Source organism: gamma proteobacterium SS-5 (assembly GCA_009497875.2).
Lineage (GTDB): Bacteria > Pseudomonadota > Gammaproteobacteria > Chromatiales > Chromatiaceae > Magnetovirga > Magnetovirga frankeli.
Map to the genome: position 1 here is coordinate 1,608,701 of CP032508.2, position 16,906 is coordinate 1,625,606.

At 62.7% G+C, this 16,906-nt stretch carries 16 protein-coding genes and 1 CRISPR repeat array; of the genes, 15 read left to right on the top strand and 1 reads right to left on the bottom strand.

The genetic code is table 11. The annotated features are described in order from the left end of the window. The first annotated feature begins 4 nt into the window (after positions 1–4). From D5125_12735 to D5125_12780, 10 genes are all read left to right on the top strand, one after another. Complete coding sequence (locus D5125_12735) at positions 5–1,966, top strand: hypothetical protein (GenBank protein ID QFY90279.2); 1,962 nt, start codon at positions 5–7, stop codon at positions 1,964–1,966. 165 nt (positions 1,967–2,131) lie between these two features. Further along, positions 2,132–3,268, top strand: coding sequence for a DUF1887 family protein (locus D5125_12740; protein ID QFY90280.1), 1,137 nt, complete (start codon positions 2,132–2,134; stop codon positions 3,266–3,268). A gap of 117 nt (positions 3,269–3,385) precedes the next feature. Next, positions 3,386–3,658: a DUF1778 domain-containing protein gene (locus tag D5125_12745; GenBank protein ID QFY90281.1), complete on the top strand. Its 273-nt coding sequence runs from the start codon at positions 3,386–3,388 to the stop codon at positions 3,656–3,658. Continuing rightward, positions 3,655–4,191 (top strand): GNAT family N-acetyltransferase, encoded by a 537-nt coding sequence (locus D5125_12750; GenBank protein QFY90282.2) that lies wholly within the window; start codon positions 3,655–3,657, stop codon positions 4,189–4,191. Before D5125_12745 ends, D5125_12750 begins: the two co-directional genes overlap by 4 nt. A gap of 31 nt (positions 4,192–4,222) precedes the next feature. Continuing rightward, the gene (cas2, locus tag D5125_12755) at positions 4,223–4,507 is read left to right on the top strand and encodes a CRISPR-associated endonuclease Cas2 (protein QFY90283.1); all 285 of its coding nucleotides are present in this window, start codon (positions 4,223–4,225) and stop codon (positions 4,505–4,507) included. Positions 4,508–4,512: 5 nt separating this feature from the next. Next, positions 4,513–5,505 carry a CRISPR-associated endonuclease Cas1 gene (gene cas1, locus D5125_12760; GenBank protein ID QFY90284.1) on the top strand — a complete coding sequence of 331 codons (993 nt, stop codon included), beginning with the start codon at positions 4,513–4,515 and terminating at the stop codon, positions 5,503–5,505. 9 nt (positions 5,506–5,514) lie between these two features. Further along, positions 5,515–6,285 carry a CRISPR-associated endonuclease Cas1 gene (locus tag D5125_12765; protein ID QFY90285.1) on the top strand — a complete coding sequence of 257 codons (771 nt, stop codon included), beginning with the start codon at positions 5,515–5,517 and terminating at the stop codon, positions 6,283–6,285. Further along, complete coding sequence (gene cas2 / locus D5125_12770; GenBank protein ID QFY90286.1) at positions 6,285–6,596, top strand: CRISPR-associated endonuclease Cas2; 312 nt, start codon at positions 6,285–6,287, stop codon at positions 6,594–6,596. Before D5125_12765 ends, cas2 (D5125_12770) begins: the two co-directional genes overlap by 1 nt. A 74-nt stretch (positions 6,597–6,670) precedes the next feature. Continuing rightward, a CRISPR array of direct repeats spans positions 6,671–8,033; the repeat unit is 37 nt; unit sequence GTTAGAACCTCAGACCCACAAACAAGGGGATTAAGAC. An 83-nt stretch (positions 8,034–8,116) separates the two neighbouring features. Further along, the gene (locus D5125_12775) at positions 8,117–9,064 is read left to right on the top strand and encodes an IS1595 family transposase (protein QFY90287.1); all 948 of its coding nucleotides are present in this window, start codon (positions 8,117–8,119) and stop codon (positions 9,062–9,064) included. Between the two features lie 299 nt (positions 9,065–9,363). Next, positions 9,364–10,482, top strand: a complete 1,119-nt coding sequence (locus D5125_12780; protein QFY90288.1) for a hypothetical protein — start codon at positions 9,364–9,366, stop codon at positions 10,480–10,482. A gap of 89 nt (positions 10,483–10,571) precedes the next feature. On the opposite strand, the gene D5125_12785 is transcribed toward D5125_12780, so the two are convergent. Then, the gene (locus D5125_12785) at positions 10,572–11,561 is read right to left on the bottom strand and encodes a YhdH/YhfP family quinone oxidoreductase (protein ID QFY90289.1); all 990 of its coding nucleotides are present in this window, start codon (positions 11,559–11,561) and stop codon (positions 10,572–10,574) included. A gap of 364 nt (positions 11,562–11,925) precedes the next feature. Here D5125_12785 and D5125_12790 point away from each other — a divergent pair, with 364 nt between their 5' ends. The 5 genes from D5125_12790 (at position 11,926) to aroC (ending at position 16,870) form a co-directional block, all read left to right on the top strand. Beyond that, entirely contained in the window at positions 11,926–12,252 is a 327-nt protein-coding gene (locus tag D5125_12790; GenBank protein ID QFY90290.1) for a zinc ribbon domain-containing protein, read from the top strand. Beyond that, positions 12,249–12,875, top strand: a complete 627-nt coding sequence (locus D5125_12795) for a DUF502 domain-containing protein (protein QFY90291.1) — start codon at positions 12,249–12,251, stop codon at positions 12,873–12,875. The genes D5125_12790 and D5125_12795 overlap by 4 nt, the downstream gene beginning before the upstream one ends. A 79-nt stretch (positions 12,876–12,954) precedes the next feature. Beyond that, complete coding sequence (gene aspS / locus D5125_12800) at positions 12,955–14,745, top strand: aspartate--tRNA ligase (GenBank protein ID QFY90292.1); 1,791 nt, start codon at positions 12,955–12,957, stop codon at positions 14,743–14,745. 123 nt (positions 14,746–14,868) lie between these two features. After that, positions 14,869–15,777, top strand: a complete 909-nt coding sequence (rdgC, locus tag D5125_12805; GenBank protein ID QFY90293.1) for a recombination-associated protein RdgC — start codon at positions 14,869–14,871, stop codon at positions 15,775–15,777. Between the two features lies 1 nt (position 15,778). Further along, positions 15,779–16,870: a chorismate synthase gene (gene aroC, locus D5125_12810; protein QFY90294.1), complete on the top strand. Its 1,092-nt coding sequence runs from the start codon at positions 15,779–15,781 to the stop codon at positions 16,868–16,870. The last annotated feature ends 36 nt before the right edge of the window (positions 16,871–16,906 follow it).

A 16,906-nucleotide genomic window follows, 5' to 3' on the forward strand; every position in this document is an offset into this window, starting at 1 on the left:
GACCATGAGCGCCGATCTGCAGCGCGCCGCCAGCCTGTTTGGCTGTCATCGTCTGCTGCATGTGGTGGACTCGGGCCAGCTACCGCAAGCGCTGTTTCGGCCCAAGCCCGAGGACCTTATCGGCCCCATACCGGTGGAACTCATGGTCGATGCCCAGGGCAAGCCGCAGATCACGCCGTTGATTGTCGGTGCCGGTCTGCGCCATGAAATCCTCGATGTTGACCCGGCCATCGGCGCGGCGGCCTACCCGCTGCCGCTGGCCGAACCCAACGGACATGGAGCGGACAGCGCCACCCCGGAACATGAAACATCTCTTAGCCGCTTCGGGACTTGGGGTTCGGGACTCGGGACTCGGCAGCCCCGTAGCCCGGATGCAGCGCAGCGGAATCCGGGGTTGCCGTTAGACAGGGCCACACCTGCCCCATTGCGCCTCCGAGCCAGCGCTCGGAGCTCCCAGGATGAGGGGCAAATCCCCGTGTTATTTCACAGTAAGCCCAATCAGGCACTGTCCTGGCCCCTGCCGGAATCGGCTCTGCTGTATCGGGAAATCGACCGGCGTGAGCAGGAAAGCGGCCGCCTGCTGGGCAACTTCCTCGCCCGCATTGGCGAGAACGAGCGCCACGAAAACTGGCGCCAGCTGTATCGTCTGCCCACCGGTACCATCAATCAGCTACGCCACAGCCCGCTGGATCGCCCCTGGCTGGAGGCCCTGCCCAAGGTCGATCTGCACCGCCATCTCGGCGGCTGCCTGGACCTGGCCGAGCAGCGCCGGGTGGCCGAGGCGGTCTGGCAGGCGATGGATAAATCCCAGCGCCGCCAGGCCCTGCAGCGGCTACAGCCCCTGCTGCACCAAGCCGAATGGGGCCAGGCCGAATGGGATTGGCGCTGGCCGCAACGGCTGCAAGCCGGCCCGCACGAAGCGGCGCAACGGCGCAGCGAACGCGCCGCCGCCCTGCTATTGCACGCCAGCGATGCGCAGCTGCGGCACAACCTCTGGGGCGTTACCGAACCGCGCCATGGCCTGATCCAACAGCCGCGTGGCTTTGCCGCCTATGAGCGCCCCGGCGAGCTGACCGGTTCGGCCATACTGCAACACCCCGCCGCCATCGAACCCTACGCCCAGGCCATAGTGGAGCAGGCCCAGCGCGAGGGCCTGGCCTACCTGGAGCTGCGCGGCAGTCCGCAAAAATACCTGGCTGGCGATGGGGTCGGCTTTCTGCGCCGCTTGCAACAGGCCCTGGAGCTGGCTCTGAACCAGACCCCGGAGCAGACCCTGAATCAGCAGGGCATGCGCCCCATTATCCGCTTCATCGTCATCGTTGATCGCCGCGCCCCGGCGGACGCCATCCAACAAAGCGTGGCCCTGGCGGTGGCCGAGCAGGAGCGCGGCTTTGTCGTCGGCCTCGACCTGGCCGGTGATGAGGCCCATGAGGATAACTATGACCTGGGGCAGATGGAGCGCTGGTTTGCCCCGGCCTTTGCCGCCTGCCTGCCCATCAGCATCCACGCCGGCGAGGGCCAGCCGCCGGAGCGTATCTGGAAGGCCGCCTATCACCTGCACGCCGACCGCATCGGCCACGGCCTCAGCCTGCTGCAAAACCCCAGGCTGATGCAAAAGTTCCGCGATCGGGGTATCTGTCTGGAGCTCTGCCCCAGCTCCAACCGCGAGGTGGTCGGCTACCAAGACCCCCAGTACCCCGCGACCCGATCACTGCCCGCCTACCCGCTCAAGGCCCTCTGGCAGGCGGGCCTGGCCCTCTGCCCCTGTACCGACAACCCCGGCATCAGCCGCACCGACATCAGCGCCGAATACCTGGCCGCCAGCCGCATGAGCGGCGGCCTCAGCCGCTGGGAGGCCCTGGCCATGCTCAAGCAGGGCTTCAGCCACGCCTTTCTCACCAGCGAGCAGCGCGAGCAGCTGCTCAAACGGCTGGACCACCGGCTCTATCAACTGCTGTTGCCATAGGACGGGCCGTGCCCGCCGCTGCGCCAAACCGCCCTGGCCAGGCCCACGGCGGCCACGGGCCGCCCTATAAACTGCTGCTGCCATAGGACGGGCCGCGCCCGCCGCTGCGCCAAACCGGGTGACGGATTACCGATACAGAAACCCCATGTCATTTGAGCCCGAGGAATAGCCATGACCATCCATCTCTGCCTGGTATCCGCCCAAGCCACGCCCAACCTCACGCCGCTGATGGACCCCGCCACCCGGCCGGACGAGGTCATACTGGCGGTCAGCGCCGACATGGCCCAGCGCGCCGACTGGCTGGAGCAGGTCATCCGCCCGCGGGGCATTCGCCTGCAGCGCTGGCGCATCGACAACCCCTTCGACATCCAAGCCACCCGCGAGCAAATCCTCAACCAACTCAGCGAACACCCGCGGCACGACCGCTTCATCCTCAACGCCACCGGCGGCACCAAGCCCATGAGCATCGCCGCCTATGAAATCTTTCGTGACTTTGCTCTGCCCATCTTCTACGTCCACCCGGAGCTGGACCGCCTCATCTGGCTGCACCCCAAGGAGCAGCCCGCCATCGACCTGGCCGACCGCCTCAAACTGGAGGACTTCCTCGCCGCCCACGGCGCCGGCCTGCAGGGCAGGGCGCAACGCCAGGGCCTTAACCCTCAGCAGCGCGACATCTGCCACTACCTGATTGAAGAGATCGACCGCTTCAGCCGCCCCCTGCGCAGCCTCAACTGGCTGGCCAATAGCGCCGAAAATGGCCTGCGCTCAAAACCCCTGACCGAACTGGGCCAGCTGGATGCCGATTTGGAGCTGCTCATCGACCGCTTTGCCGCCAACGGCTTTGTCCAGCTCAAGGATCAGCGCCTGGTCTTCGCCAGCGAGGATGATCGCTTCTTCGTCAACGGCGGCTGGCTGGAGCTGTACGTCTTTGACCTCTGCGCCCAACTGCGCCAGCAAGGCCCCATGCAAGACCTGGCGCGCAACATCCAGGTGCGCCGCCACCAGCGCGGCCAGCCTGTGCGCAATGAGATCGACGTCGCCGCCCTGGTGGAAAACCGCCTGTTTCTGCTCGAATGCAAGGCGAAGAAATGGCAAGGCCAAGGCCCCGGCGCCGATGCCCTCTACCGCCTGGACAGCCTCAAGGACCTGCTCGGCGGCCTCAACGCCCGCGCCATGCTGGTCAGCTACCAACCCCTGCCGGACCACGACCGGCAAAGGGGTGCCGACCTGCGCATCGACCTGGCCGCCGGCCGCGACCTGCAGCGCCTCAAGGAAAAGCTCAAGAGCTGGTTCTGGCCATAGAAGCCTGGCCAGATTAATTTTCGCCGGACACCAACAGCAAGGTTGCTTTACAGCAAGAAGACAGCAGCCATCCATGTGCCATAATGGCACACAGACAGCCCAATAGGAGACCCTGCCATGACAACTGCCACACTACCCCGAATCACCACCCGCGTGGATGCGGACACGCAGCGACTCTTGCAGGACGCGGCGGCGCTGAGCGGTATCTCCAGCATTAACACCTTCGTCTTACATGCGGCGGTCGAGAAGGCCAAGCAGATCCTCGAACGCGAGCAGCAGCTACAACTGTCCGAGCGTGATGCCAAACATCTGATCGATTACCTGGATCAGCCGGTTGAAGCCATTGCCCCACTGCAAGAGGCCGCGCACCGCTATCAGCAGACGCGCTGATGCAAACGCTAGCGCTGGATGGCAAGCTGCATGATCGTAACGGGTTCGACTGCGGCGTAACGGCCCTCAATAGCTACCTGAAAACCTTGGCGGGCCAGCAATCCAAAAGGGACAATGCGCGCACCTATATCCTTCCTGCCACCGACAACCCGAGCCATATCCTCGGCTACTACACAGTCTCCCTGACACAGATTGACCTGGCCAATCTGCCCACAAACTATCAAAAACGCCACCCGACCGCCCATTCGGCCGGCCTGATTGCGCGTCTGGCGGTCGATCATCGGCACACCGGCAGAGGTTACGGCTCATGGCTGTTGATCGACGCCCTGTCTCGCTTGGCGCAGGCGAGCGAGGTCATCGGCTTTCCCCTGATCGTCGTCGATGCCAAGCCCGGGGCCAGGGCGTTTTATACCCGGTTCGGTTTCCGCTCATTTCTGGATGCGCAGGACCATCTTTACCTCCGGGTCGCCGAGGTCAAGGCGAGCCTGGCCGCCCCCGCCACCCCCAGCAAACCGCAAGCTTGCGGAACCTGAAATTCGCCGCAAAAGGGCTAGGCTATGGCCCATGAACAACGATCACCTCTACCTCGCCGCCTACGACATCCAAAGCCCCAGCCGCTTGCGCCAGGCCTTGCATGTGCTGCTTGACTACGCCCTCGGCCGGCAGAAATCCGTCTTTGAATGCCCGATGACCCCAGCCCAGCAGCGCGAGTTGGTCAGCCGGGTCGAGCAGGTCATAGACCCCGATGAAGACCGCTTTGCCCTGATCCGGCTCGACCGGCGCAGCGCCAGCCACACCCTCGGCAAGGCCGTCCCCCTGGATGACGACCAATTTTTCTACCTGGGATAAGGCCAATGACCAGCACCCTCTACCTTGATCACCGCGACATCCAGCTCAGCCTGCACGGCAAGGCCCTGCACATCCACCGTGATGGCGCCCTGGAACGAACCCTGCCCCTCAGCCTGGTCGAGCACATCGTCTGCCAGGCCAGCGTCGGCCTCAAAACCGGCCTGCTCGCCAGCCTCAGCGCCCAGGGCATAGGCCTCACCTTCTTCGGCGGCTACCACAACCAGGAATCCGCCCACCTCGGCGTTGCCGGCGCCCGCGACGTCATGCGCCGTCTCGGCCAATACCAACTCTACCTCGACCCCGCCCAGCGCCTGGCCTGGTCCATCCGCCTCATGCAGCACAAACTGCAGCGGCAACGGCGCCTGCTGCTGCGCGCCCGTCGCCGCCGTGCCGACCTGCGCCACCCCCTGACTCAGGGCATCGACAGCCTGGCACGCCTGCAACAGGGCCTGCGCCACAGCCCGCCGACAACCATCGACAGCCTGCGCGGCATCGAAGGCAGCGGCGCCCGCTGCTACTTCCAGGCCTACGCCAGCCTGTTTGCCGACAGCCTCGGCTTTGCTGGCCGCCAGCGTCGGCCACCGCCGGACCCGGTCAACGCCCTGCTCTCCCTCGGCTACACCCTGCTCAATGGCGCTGTGCAGCAGGCCGTCGCCGGTGCCGGGCTCGACCCTTGGCTCGGCTTCTATCACGAGCCCTACCACGGCCGCGCCTCCCTGGTCTGCGACCTGGTCGAACCCTTTCGCCCCCACATCGACGCCCTGGTCTGGCAACTGCTCAGCAGCCGCACCCTGCGCGCCGACCACTTCGGCAGCGACAGCCAGCCGGATGAAGACGGCCACAGCCAAACCCGCTGCCTGCTCAACAAGCCCGGCCGCGCCCTGTTCTACCCGCTCTATGAGGCCCATGCCAAGGGCTGGCGGCCGCAGCTGCGCCACATCGCCCAGGCCCTGGCGCTGCAGCTGCAACAAAGCCCCAATCCCCCACTGGAACCCTGAGAAGCAGCCATGTACGCCAAACCCCTCTACCTGCACGCCAAGGCACCGACGCAAATCGTCCTGCAAGGCCCCGCCCTGCGCGTCAAGAGCGAAAACCAGGCCGAACACCTCTACCCCCTGCGCTACATCGAACGGGTACAGGCCGACCACAACATCACCTGGAGCACCCCGGCCCTGCTGGCCTGCGCCGAGCGCGGCATCTGCATCCAATTTCTCGATGCCCAGGGGCAAACCCTCGCCCGCCTGCTCGGCAGCAACCACGCCCAACACAGCCTCGCCATCCGCCTGGTCGCCATCCTCGCCCGCCCCGGCTGGCAGAATCAGTATCAGCGCTGGTGCTATGGCCGCCGCCTGCAAACCCTGCGCTATGTCGCGCAAAAACTCGGCTACCGCTACGAGCAAAGCAAAGACCTCGAAGCCCTGCCCAGCTGGAGCCGCGCCCAACTGGCCGAGCGCCACCCCAAAGACCCGGCGGATGCCGGGCTGCAATGGCTCAATAACGACCTCTACGGCTTCATCAACCAGCGGCTGCGCGACCTGGACATCCAGGGCGACCCCCTGCTGCTGCAGCAACCCCTGGATCTGGCCCGTGATCTCACCCGCATCCTCAGCGGCATACTGCTCCTGGTGCGCCAGCGCGGGCTTAAAGCACAAAACCACGAAATTCCCATCGACCGCAAGCTTGCCGCCCTCTGGTTCAACCAGCAGCGCGGCCTCATCGACTGGCAGCTCAAACGCCTGCTCAACCTGCTGGAACTCTGGACCCTGGAGCAAAACTGATGGCGCAGAATCAAGACAAGCACCACATCATCGCCTACGACATCGGCGACCCCCGGCGTCTGGGCCGCATCCACCGCTTTCTCAAAAAGCAGGCCATGCCGGTGCAATACTCCGTCTTTCTCATTCGCTGCAACGCCCTACGCCTGCAGCAGCTACGCGATGAACTCGCCGCCATGATCGACCCCGAGGCCGACGACATCCGCATCTATACACTGCCGGAAAAAAATGACATCATCACCCTCGGTCAGCAACAGCTGGCCGAAGGCATCTACCTGCTCGGGAGCGACGATGACATCCTGCAGAAATTGTAAACTTTCGCCAACCGGCAAATTTTTTCAAGGGCCTCTGCAGGCCATTGAAAACAAATGCCTTCTGGCAACGAGCAGTTAGAACCTCAGACCCACAAACAAGGGGATTAAGACCAAATGTAACATTCAACCCCTCATCACGAAAAGTTAGAACCTCAGACCCACAAACAAGGGGATTAAGACTTGGCCAACTCGGCAGTATTGCGCCCGACGGGTTAGAACCTCAGACCCACAAACAAGGGGATTAAGACCCCGACGGTCGCCGCATCTTTCAATTGCGGCTGTTAGAACCTCAGACCCACAAACAAGGGGATTAAGACATTTTTCCGTACTCCCGTTGCCGCACCAGCTCAGGTTAGAACCTCAGACCCACAAACAAGGGGATTAAGACTATTTTTCCAACCATTCTATTTGTTCGCAATGCGTTAGAACCTCAGACCCACAAACAAGGGGATTAAGACTTTCTATATAGGTTTAATACTTTGTTGAAATGTTAGAACCTCAGACCCACAAACAAGGGGATTAAGACCGCAATAATAGCATATGCAATCGCCTGAAATCGGTTAGAACCTCAGACCCACAAACAAGGGGATTAAGACTTGGTCTGGTTAATACGTTCGATCTTCACGCCGTTAGAACCTCAGACCCACAAACAAGGGGATTAAGACAATCCTCGCGTTAAAATTAAAAGTTTTGAAAAGTTAGAACCTCAGACCCACAAACAAGGGGATTAAGACCTCAGAAGGGTCATATACTAAACATAGGCAAGACGTTAGAACCTCAGACCCACAAACAAGGGGATTAAGACGCGTTCAGGTTGCAGACGTTGATGTAGCCGCTGGTGTTAGAACCTCAGACCCACAAACAAGGGGATTAAGACGATGCTGCATAGCTAAAGTTATGCGGCTACATGGTTAGAACCTCAGACCCACAAACAAGGGGATTAAGACTTGATGGCCTTATTAAGGTTCGTGAGTAGCCGTTAGAACCTCAGACCCACAAACAAGGGGATTAAGACGCATTATCTCCTAAGATAATTGAAGGGTTATGGTGTTAGAACCTCAGACCCACAAACAAGGGGATTAAGACCCATCCCCGATCCATGGTGTCCAGGAGGTTCTTGTTAGAACCTCAGACCCACAAACAAGGGGATTAAGACCTTGGTAATAACACGCACCGCAACATTCTTTTGTTAGAACCTCAGACCCACAAACAAGGGGATTAAGACTCTTGTTTACGCGAGACTCCAGAAAGTTCCACGCGTTAGAACCTCAGACCCACAAACAAGGGGATTAAGACCCGCTACATGCGGCCAACAGGGCATTGGCGAGCGGTTAGAACCTCAGACCCACAAACAAGGGGATTAAGACAGCAGGGCGTCTTCAAACGACTTACGCGCCCCCGTTAGAACCTCAGACCCACAAACAAGGGGATTAAGACTTCTTCAAAGAGGGTCCTGATTACCCACAAAGATCAGCCTCGTTCACACAGGGAGCTATACTTGGTGCAGGAGGTATAACGCCATGAAAAACCGAGTGCAATTCCAGAAAGGCTACAGTCTAGCTGAATTTCTGCGTGACTACGGCACGGAGGAACAGTGTCGCCAGGCCCTGTTTCGATGGCGCTGGCCAGAGGGCTATGTATGTCCCGAGTGTGGTGGCCGGAAGTACTGCACCTTGCCATCCCGGGGTGGACTGTTTCAGTGCAATCATTGCCATCACCAGCATTCATTGACCAGTCGCACGATCTTTGACTCCAGCAAGCTACCGCTGACGACCTGGTTTCTGGCCATGCACCTGCTGACGCAGGCGAAGACGGGGCTGTCCGCCTTGGCACTGCACCGGCAACTGGGCGTCTCCTACAACACTGCTTGGAGCATGAAGCACAAGCTGATGCAGGTGATGAAAGAACGGGATGACGGCTATACCCTATCCGGGACCATCCAGCTGGATGATGTTTACTGGGGTGGAGAGCATCGGGGTGGCAAGGTGGGTCGCGGCTCACCCAACAAGACCCCCTTTGTGGCGGCGGTTTCCACCACTGACGCGGGCCATCCGCTGTACATGAACCTGCAGGTGGTCAAGGGATTCCGCTCTGCCGAGATCCTGAAGTGGTCTCGCAACCAGTTGGCACCCGGCAGCACCGTCTACAGCGATGGTCTGGCCTGCTTTCGCGCCGTCACGGCTGCGGGTTGTCAGCACATCCCGATTGTCACCGGCGGCGGTCCCGATAGCGTAAAGCATGAGGAATTCACCTGGGTCAACACGATGATCGGCAACGTCAAGAATGCCGTCACGGGTGTTTACCATGCCATGCAGCATAAGCACCTGCCACGCTATCTGGCTGAATACTGCTACCGTTTCAACCGACGCTTTGCTCTGGAGACGCTCCTGCCCCGGCTGGGCTGGGCCGCTGCACGAACGCCACCGATGCCGTACCAGCTCCTGAAGATGGCTGAGGTTTATGGGTAATCAGGAAGAGGGTTACGCTCATGCTAGAAAGTTAGAACCTCAGACCCACAAACAAGGGGATTAAGACCAAACGCCTGGCTCCAATTGGCGGTGGCAACCGTACAAACCACAGACCCAATCATTAGGGGATTAAGACCCGAACGCCGCGCAAAATTCGCGGATACCAGAACCCCCGAACAAGAGGTGGTGCTGTGTCTCTGTGGCTTAACTGAGGAATATAGGTTCAAGAAATCAACCCCGGCGGCCGCTAACCTGTCAGGGGTGGTTGTCATGGGGGAGATCGGCATGAGGGGGTTGGTATGAAGATCCTGGATTCACAGCTGCAGATGCAGGCAAGGCACGGCTACAGGGAGCAGCATCTGCGTCAGGAGAAGCTACAGGCCTGGGTTGGCGAGCGGCCGTCGGCGGATGGCCTTGAGATTGCGGCAGGGCCAGAGGAGCCGGTCTCCGGATTGGACCTGTCCGGCCTGCAACAGCGCTTGCAGCAGAGCCAGGAGCAGCTGAGCCTGTCGGCCCAGGCGCAGGGGCTCAAGCCGAGCAAGGCCTTGCTTACCGAGGCGGACAAGGCGGCAGAGGATGAGCCCTATTACGATCTGGAATATAGCCTGCTCAAGGCGCTGGTGGAGCGCTTTGCCGGGCGTGAGATCAAGCTGATGAAGCCCAGCGACCTGGAGCCAAAACAAGACCCCATGCCGCCGCCACAGCAGCCCCCTGACTCGGCCGAGGCCGCCGCCGACGCCCCGCAACCCCAGGGCTGGGGCCTGATCTACGACTATTATGAACTCCACCAGGAGCAGGAGAGCAGCAGCTTCAGCGCCAGCGGCCAGGTGCTCACCAAGGATGGCCAGCAGATCGACATCCAGCTGGAGCTGCACATGAGCCGGGAGTTTCAATCCGAGCTGCAGATCAACCTGCGTGCCGGCGATGCCCTGATCGACCCCCTGGTGGTCAACTATGCCGGTAAGGCGGCCGAGCTGACCCAGCGCCATTTTGCCTTTGACCTGGACCGGGACGGGCGTCTGGATCAGATGCGGCAGCTGGCCTCGGGCAGCGCCTACCTGGCCCTGGATCACAACCGGGATGGCCGGATCAACGACGGCGGCGAGCTGTTTGGCCCCAGCAGCGGGCGGGGGTTCGCCGAGCTGGCCGAGCACGACCAGGACGCCAACGGCTGGATAGACGCCAACGACAGCGTCTATCAGCGCCTGCGCCTGTGGAGCCGGGACGAGGACGGCAGCGACCGGCTCATCGGCCTGGGTCAGGTGGGCATAGGTGCCCTCTATCTGGGGCATGTGGAAAGCCCCTTCCTGCTCAAGGACGGGGATAACCAACTGCAGGGCAGGGTGCGTGAAACCGGCCTGTTCCTGCGCGAAAACGGCACCAGCGGCACGGTTCAAGAGCTGGATTTGGTGGTTTAGACAGAAGTCAGAGGACAGATATACGCCCTCTGTCCTCTGTCCTCCGTCCTCTGTCCCCCGTCCCCCGTCCTCTGTCCTCCGTCTTCTGTTCAGCTGGTCTCCACCAGGATACGCCCACGGGCCTGACCTGCGAGCAGTTCTTCGAAGGCACCGGGCAGGTCTTCCAGGGGGATGACACGGGTTACCAGCTGTTCCAGCAGGGGGCGGTCGAGCTGTTCGCTGAGCCGTTGCCAGACGTGCTGACGCAGCGCCATGGGGCATTCCACCGAGTCGATGCCGAGCAGGCCGATGCCGCGCAGGATGAAGGGCATCACCGAGCTGGACAGGCCCATGCCGGCCGCCATGCCGATGCTGGCGACTGTGCCCCAGGGCTGGATCTGCGGCAGCAGGCCGGCCAGGATGTCGCCGCCGAGGCTGTCGATCAGCCCACCCCAGCAGGCCTTGTCCAGGGGGCGCTGGCTCAGGGGCAGCTGGTTGCGGTCGATCACCTGGCTGGCCCCCATCTCCATCAGGCGCTGGCGCTGGTCCTCCTTGCCACTCACGGCCACTACCTCATAGCCATTGCGCGCCAGCAGGGCGATGGCGATACTGCCCACGCCGCCACTGGCACCGGTGACCAGCACCGGCCCCATCTCCGGGGTCTGGCCGTTTTGCTCCATGCGCTGCAGGGCAAGGCCCGCGGTAAAGCCGGCCGTGCCCAGGGCCATGGCCATGAAGGGGCCAAGGCCGGGGGGCAGGGGTACCAGCCAGTCGGCCGGCAGGCGCAGGTAGCGGCCATAGCCGCCATCATGGCTGACCCCCAGGCCGTAGCCGGTGGCCAGCACCGGGTCACCGGGCTGGAAGCGGGGGTCGCTGGATTCGACGACATCGCCGGCGGCATCTATGCCACCGGTGATGGGGAAGTGGCGCACCACCTTGCCCTGCCCGGTGCCGGCCAGGGCGTCCTTGTAGTTGACGCTGGAGAAACGGCATTCCAGCAGTACCTCCCCGGCCATGAGTTGCTCCGTTTGCAGCGTTTCCACGCCGCTGTGATAGCCCTGGGCGTCATTGTGGATGCGAAATGCCTTGAATTGGTTCATGCTGGGGTCCTCTTTAGCTTGGGCCAGATCGGTTTATGGGCAGCGAAATCGTGAACAAAATTGCAAAAAACTGGGGTCGCAAAGGGCGCGACGAAGCGCAGAGCACGCAGAGTTTGCGTGGGTGGCCTTTAGCTAATGGGCATGGAGCGACCCCACAGCTATCTGAGCCAGGTGTGGGGCACCCCGCAACATGACATCTGTCGCGTCCCGAGTCCCGACCCCCGCAGCTGCCAAGGTAATGTGTCATGCTCCGGGCTGTCGCTGCCCGCCCCATGGGCGTCAGGCTGCATGGTGCCATTTGTAATCCGGCCGGTCACCCCCCATATTGGTGCCTGCTTCTGAATTCTTTGCTGAGGAACCCATCATGCCTTTTTATGATTACCGTTGCGAGGCCTGTGGCCACGCTCTTGAGGTGCTGCAGAAGATCAGCGATCCGCTGCTCACCGACTGCCCGGAGTGCGGCCAGCCGACCCTGAAGAAACAGCTTACCGCGCCGGTGTTTCGCCTCAAGGGCGGCGGCTGGTACGAGACCGATTTCAAGTCCGGCAACAAAAAGAACCTGCACGACTCGGGCAAGGAGGACAAGCCCAAGGCGGATAAGGCGGACAAGGTCGATAAACCGGCCGACAAGGCCAAGCCTGAGGCGAAGTCGGCGAAGAAGGAGCCAGCCCCCGCTGCCGCTGCCTCATGAAACGCTATCTGGTCGCCGGGCTGCTGGTCTGGTTGCCCCTGGGGGTGACCCTGCTGGTGGTGCGTCTGCTGGTCAACTGGCTGGACGGGGTGATGCGTCTGCTGCCGCCGCAGTATCAGCCGGAGCAGCTGCTCGGTTTCCATATCCCTGGGCTTGGCGTGGTGCTGACCGTGCTGGTGGTGCTGGTCACCGGCATGTTGGTGGCCAATTTCTTCGGCCGCAAGCTGGTCGCCCTGTGGGAGCGCCTGCTCTCGCGCATCCCCCTGGTGCGCTCGGTCTATTCCGCCTCCAAACAGCTCACCGAAACCCTGTTTGCCGACAGCGGCCAGAGCTTTCGGCAAGTGGTGCTGGTGGAGTTTCCCCGCCGGGAGAGCTGGACCCTGGCCTTTGTCACCGGCCACGAGGCCGGTGAGGTGGCGCGCCTGCTGGGCCGTGACCTGGTCAATCTCTATGTGCCCACCACGCCCAATCCCACCAGTGGCTATTTCATCATGGTGCCGCGCATGGATGTCATCGAGCTGGACATGAGCGTGGATGATGGCCTCAAGGCGATCCTCTCCATGGGCGCGGTGATGAGCCCGGATAAGGCCTGCGCCCTTGCGGAGAAGGCGGTTAAACCTTAATATCCAGCCCCTTTCTGCGGTATGTCCGCGGCTTTTTCAAACGCCTTCTTTTCCAGACACAACCAGGGTAACCAGTACCATGCGCAGCCATTATTGCGGCGAAATCAACGCCAGCCACCTCGATGAAACCGTTGAACTCTGCGGCTGGGTCAATCGCCGCCGCGATCATGGCGGGGTGATTTTTATCGATCTGCGCGATCGTACCAGCCTGGTGCAGGTGGTCTATGACCCGGACCTGCCGGAGGTCTTTGCCAGCGCCGAGCAGGTGCGTAACGAATTTGTGCTGCGCATCAAGGGCCGCGTGCGCCGCCGCCCCGAGGGCACAGAGAACCCCGACCTGGCCAGCGGCGAGATCGAGATCCTGGGCAAGGAGCTGGAGATCCTCAACCGCGCCGACACCCCGCCGTTCCAGCTGGACGAAGACGATATCAACGAGGAGCTGCGCCTGCGTCACCGTTACATCGACCTGCGGCGGCCGCTGATGCAGCAGCGCATCCTGCTGCGCGCCCAGGTCACCCGGCTGCTGCGTCGGTTCCTGGATGACAACGGCTTTCTCGATATCGAAACCCCCATGCTCACCCGCGCCACCCCCGAGGGCGCGCGGGACTATCTGGTGCCCAGCCGTACCCATGCGGGCAAGTTCTTCGCCCTGCCGCAGTCGCCGCAGCTGTTCAAGCAGCTGCTGATGATGTCGGGCATGGATCGTTACTACCAGATCACCCGCTGTTTCCGCGATGAAGACCTGCGCGCCGACCGCCAGCCGGAGTTCACCCAGCTGGATATAGAGACCTCCTTCATGGACGAGCAGCAGATCACCGAGCTGATGGAGCGGATGATCCGCGGTCTGTTCAAGGAGGTACTGGCAATCGACCTGCCCGATCCCTTCCCGCGCATGACCTATCACGACGCCATGCACCGTTATGGCTCGGATCGGCCCGACCTGCGCACCGATCTGGAACTGGTGGATGTGGGCGATCTGCTGGCCGGGGTCGAGTTCAAGGTCTTCTCCGGCCCGGCCAATGACCCCCATGGCCGCGTCGCCGCCCTGCGCCTGCCCAAGGGCGGCGAGCTGAGCCGCAAGGAGATCGACGACTACACCAAATTTGTCGGCATCTACGGGGCCAAGGGCCTGGCCTATATCAAGGTCAATGACCTGAGCCGGGGGGTCGAGGGCCTGCAATCGCCCATCCTCAAGTTCATCCCCGATGAGGTGGTACAGGCGATCATGGCCAGAACCGCCGCCGCCGATGGCGATCTGGTGTTCTTCGGTGCCGATAAGGCGCACATTGTCAATGAATCCCTGGGTGCCCTGCGGGTCAAGCTGGCCGAGGAGCGCGGCCTGATGCACAAGCCCTGGGCACCGCTCTGGGTGGTCGATTTTCCCATGTTCGAATGGGACGAGAAGGACCAGTGGTATGCCCTGCATCACCCCTTCACCGCGCCCAAGGAGGAAGACCTGCCGCGCCTGGAGAGCGACCCCGGCTCGGTGCTCTCCCGCGCCTATGACATGGTGATCAACGGCAGCGAGGTGGGCGGCGGCTCCATCCGTATCCACCGCCAGGAGATTCAGCACAAGGTGTTTGGCCTGCTAGGGATCGGCGATGAAGAGGCGCAGGACAAGTTCGGTTTCCTGCTCAATGCCCTCAAATACGGTTGCCCGCCCCACGGCGGCCTGGCCTTCGGCCTGGACCGGCTGATCATGCTCATGTCCGGTGCCAGCTCGATCCGTGATGTCATGGCCTTCCCCAAGACCCAAACCGCCAGCTGCCCGCTCACCTCGGCCCCTTCGGAGGTCAGCGCCGCCCAGCTCAAGGAGCTCAACATCCGCATCAAGCTGCCCCAGCGCGAGCAGCCCCCAGAGGAGGGTTGAACCGGCACGGCCTAAGGGTCAACCGGGCTACAACTGATCGCAGGCTGCTGAAAGCTAACAGCTGGCAACTGGCCGCCGCCCCACCTTTGCGGTTACACTGCGCGATTTTCAGCGGGCAAAAGCATGTGGTTTAAGAACCTTCAGATCCATCAACTCATCACCCCCCTGGGCCTGAGCCCGGAGGAGCTGCATCAACGCCTGGAAACGGCGGCCTTTCAACCCTGCGGCTCATTACAGCCGGAGACCATCGGCTGGGACCGGCCTCTGGGCCGCGATGGCCAGCTGCTCACCCATGCCGTGAATGACTGCATCATGCTCTGCGCTACCCGTCAGGAGCGCCTGCTGCCCAGCTCCGTGGTGCGCGAGGAGCTGGACGAGCGCGTGGCGGCGCTGGAGGACAAGGAAGGCCGCAAGATCGGCCGCAAGCAGAAGCTGCAGATGCGCGACGAGCTGATTGTCGATCTCATGCCCAAGGCCTTTGTTCGCTCCAGCCGCACCTATGCCTACATCGACGAGAGCAATGGCTGGATCATCGTTGATAGCGCCAGCGCCAAGCGCGCCGAGGAATTGCTCAGCCTGCTGCGTGAGACCCTGGGCTCGCTCAAGACCCGGCCCCTGGCGGTGCGCGATGCCCCGGCCAGCGTGTTCACCCACTGGGTCAGCAACAATGCCCCGGATGACTTCCTCATGCAGGAAGAATGCGAACTGCGCGAGCCCAGCGAGGAGGGCGGCATCATCCGCTGTCGGCGTCAGGCCCTGGACAGCGACGAGATCGCCAGCCACCTGGCCGCCGGCAAGCAGGTGGTGCGCCTGGCGGTGGAGTGGAAGGAGCGCCTGTCCTGCGTGCTGGCCGATGACCTGGTGGTGCGGCGGCTGAAGTTTCTCGATCTGGTGCAGGATCAGGTCAGCGATGCCAACCCCGAGGACGCCATCGCCCGCTTCGATGTGGACTTTGCCATCCTGGCCGCCGAGCTGCGTCTGTTCATCCCGCGCCTGCTGGAGATCTTCGGCGGTCTGGCGGAGGAGGCCTGAGATGTCCGGCAACAGCATCGGCAAGCTGTTCTGCGTCACCTCCTTTGGCGAGAGCCATGGCCCGGCCATCGGCTGCATTGTCGATGGCTGCCCGCCGGGGCTGGAGCTGTCAGAGGCCGATCTGCAGCGCGACCTGGACCGGCGCAAGCCGGGCTCCTCGCGCCACACCACCCAGCGGCGCGAGGCGGACGAGGTGCAGATCCTCTCCGGCGTGTTCGAGGGCCGCACCACCGGCACCCCCATCGGCCTGTTGATCCACAACACCGACCAGCGCTCCAAGGACTACGGCAAGATCGCCGAGCAGTTCCGCCCCGGTCATGCCGACTACAGCTACACGCAGAAATACGGCTTTCGCGATTATCGCGGCGGCGGTCGCTCCTCGGCGCGGGAGACGGCCATGCGCGTCGCCGCCGGTGCCATCGCCAAGAAATGGCTGGCGCAGCGGATGGGTATCCGTATCCGCGGTCATCTGTCCCAGCTGGGGCCGATCAAGCCACGGGGCTTCGACTGGGATGCGGTGGAGCGCAATGCCTTTTTCTGGCCCGATGCCAGCCAGCTGGCCGAGCTGGAGGCCTACATGGACGCCCTGCGCAAGGAGGGCAATTCCGTCGGCGCCGAGGTGCAGGTGATTGCCGAGGGCGTGCCGCCGGGGCTGGGCGAGCCCATCTTCGACCGCCTGGATGCTGACATCGCCCATGCTCTGATGAGCATCAACGCGGTCAAGGGGGTGGAGATCGGCGACGGCTTCGCCTGCGTGGCGCAGAAGGGCACCGAGCATCGCGACGAGATGACGCCCGAGGGCTTCCTCAGCAACCACGCCGGTGGCGTGCTCGGCGGCATTTCCAGCGGCCAGAACATCATCGCCCGCCTGGCCCTCAAGCCCACCTCCAGCCTGCGTCTGCCGGGGCGCTCGGTGGATCGGCAGGGTCAGGCCGTGCAGGTGATCACCGAGGGCCGCCACGACCCCTGCGTCGGCATCCGCGCCACCCCCATTGCCGAGGCCATGCTGGCCATAGTGCTGATGGACCACGCCCTGCGCCAGCGGGCGCAGAACGCCGATGTGGTGCGCAGCACGCCGGTGATTCCGGGCTGACGAGCCTGGACTTCATGGGACGCAGAGGACGCGGAG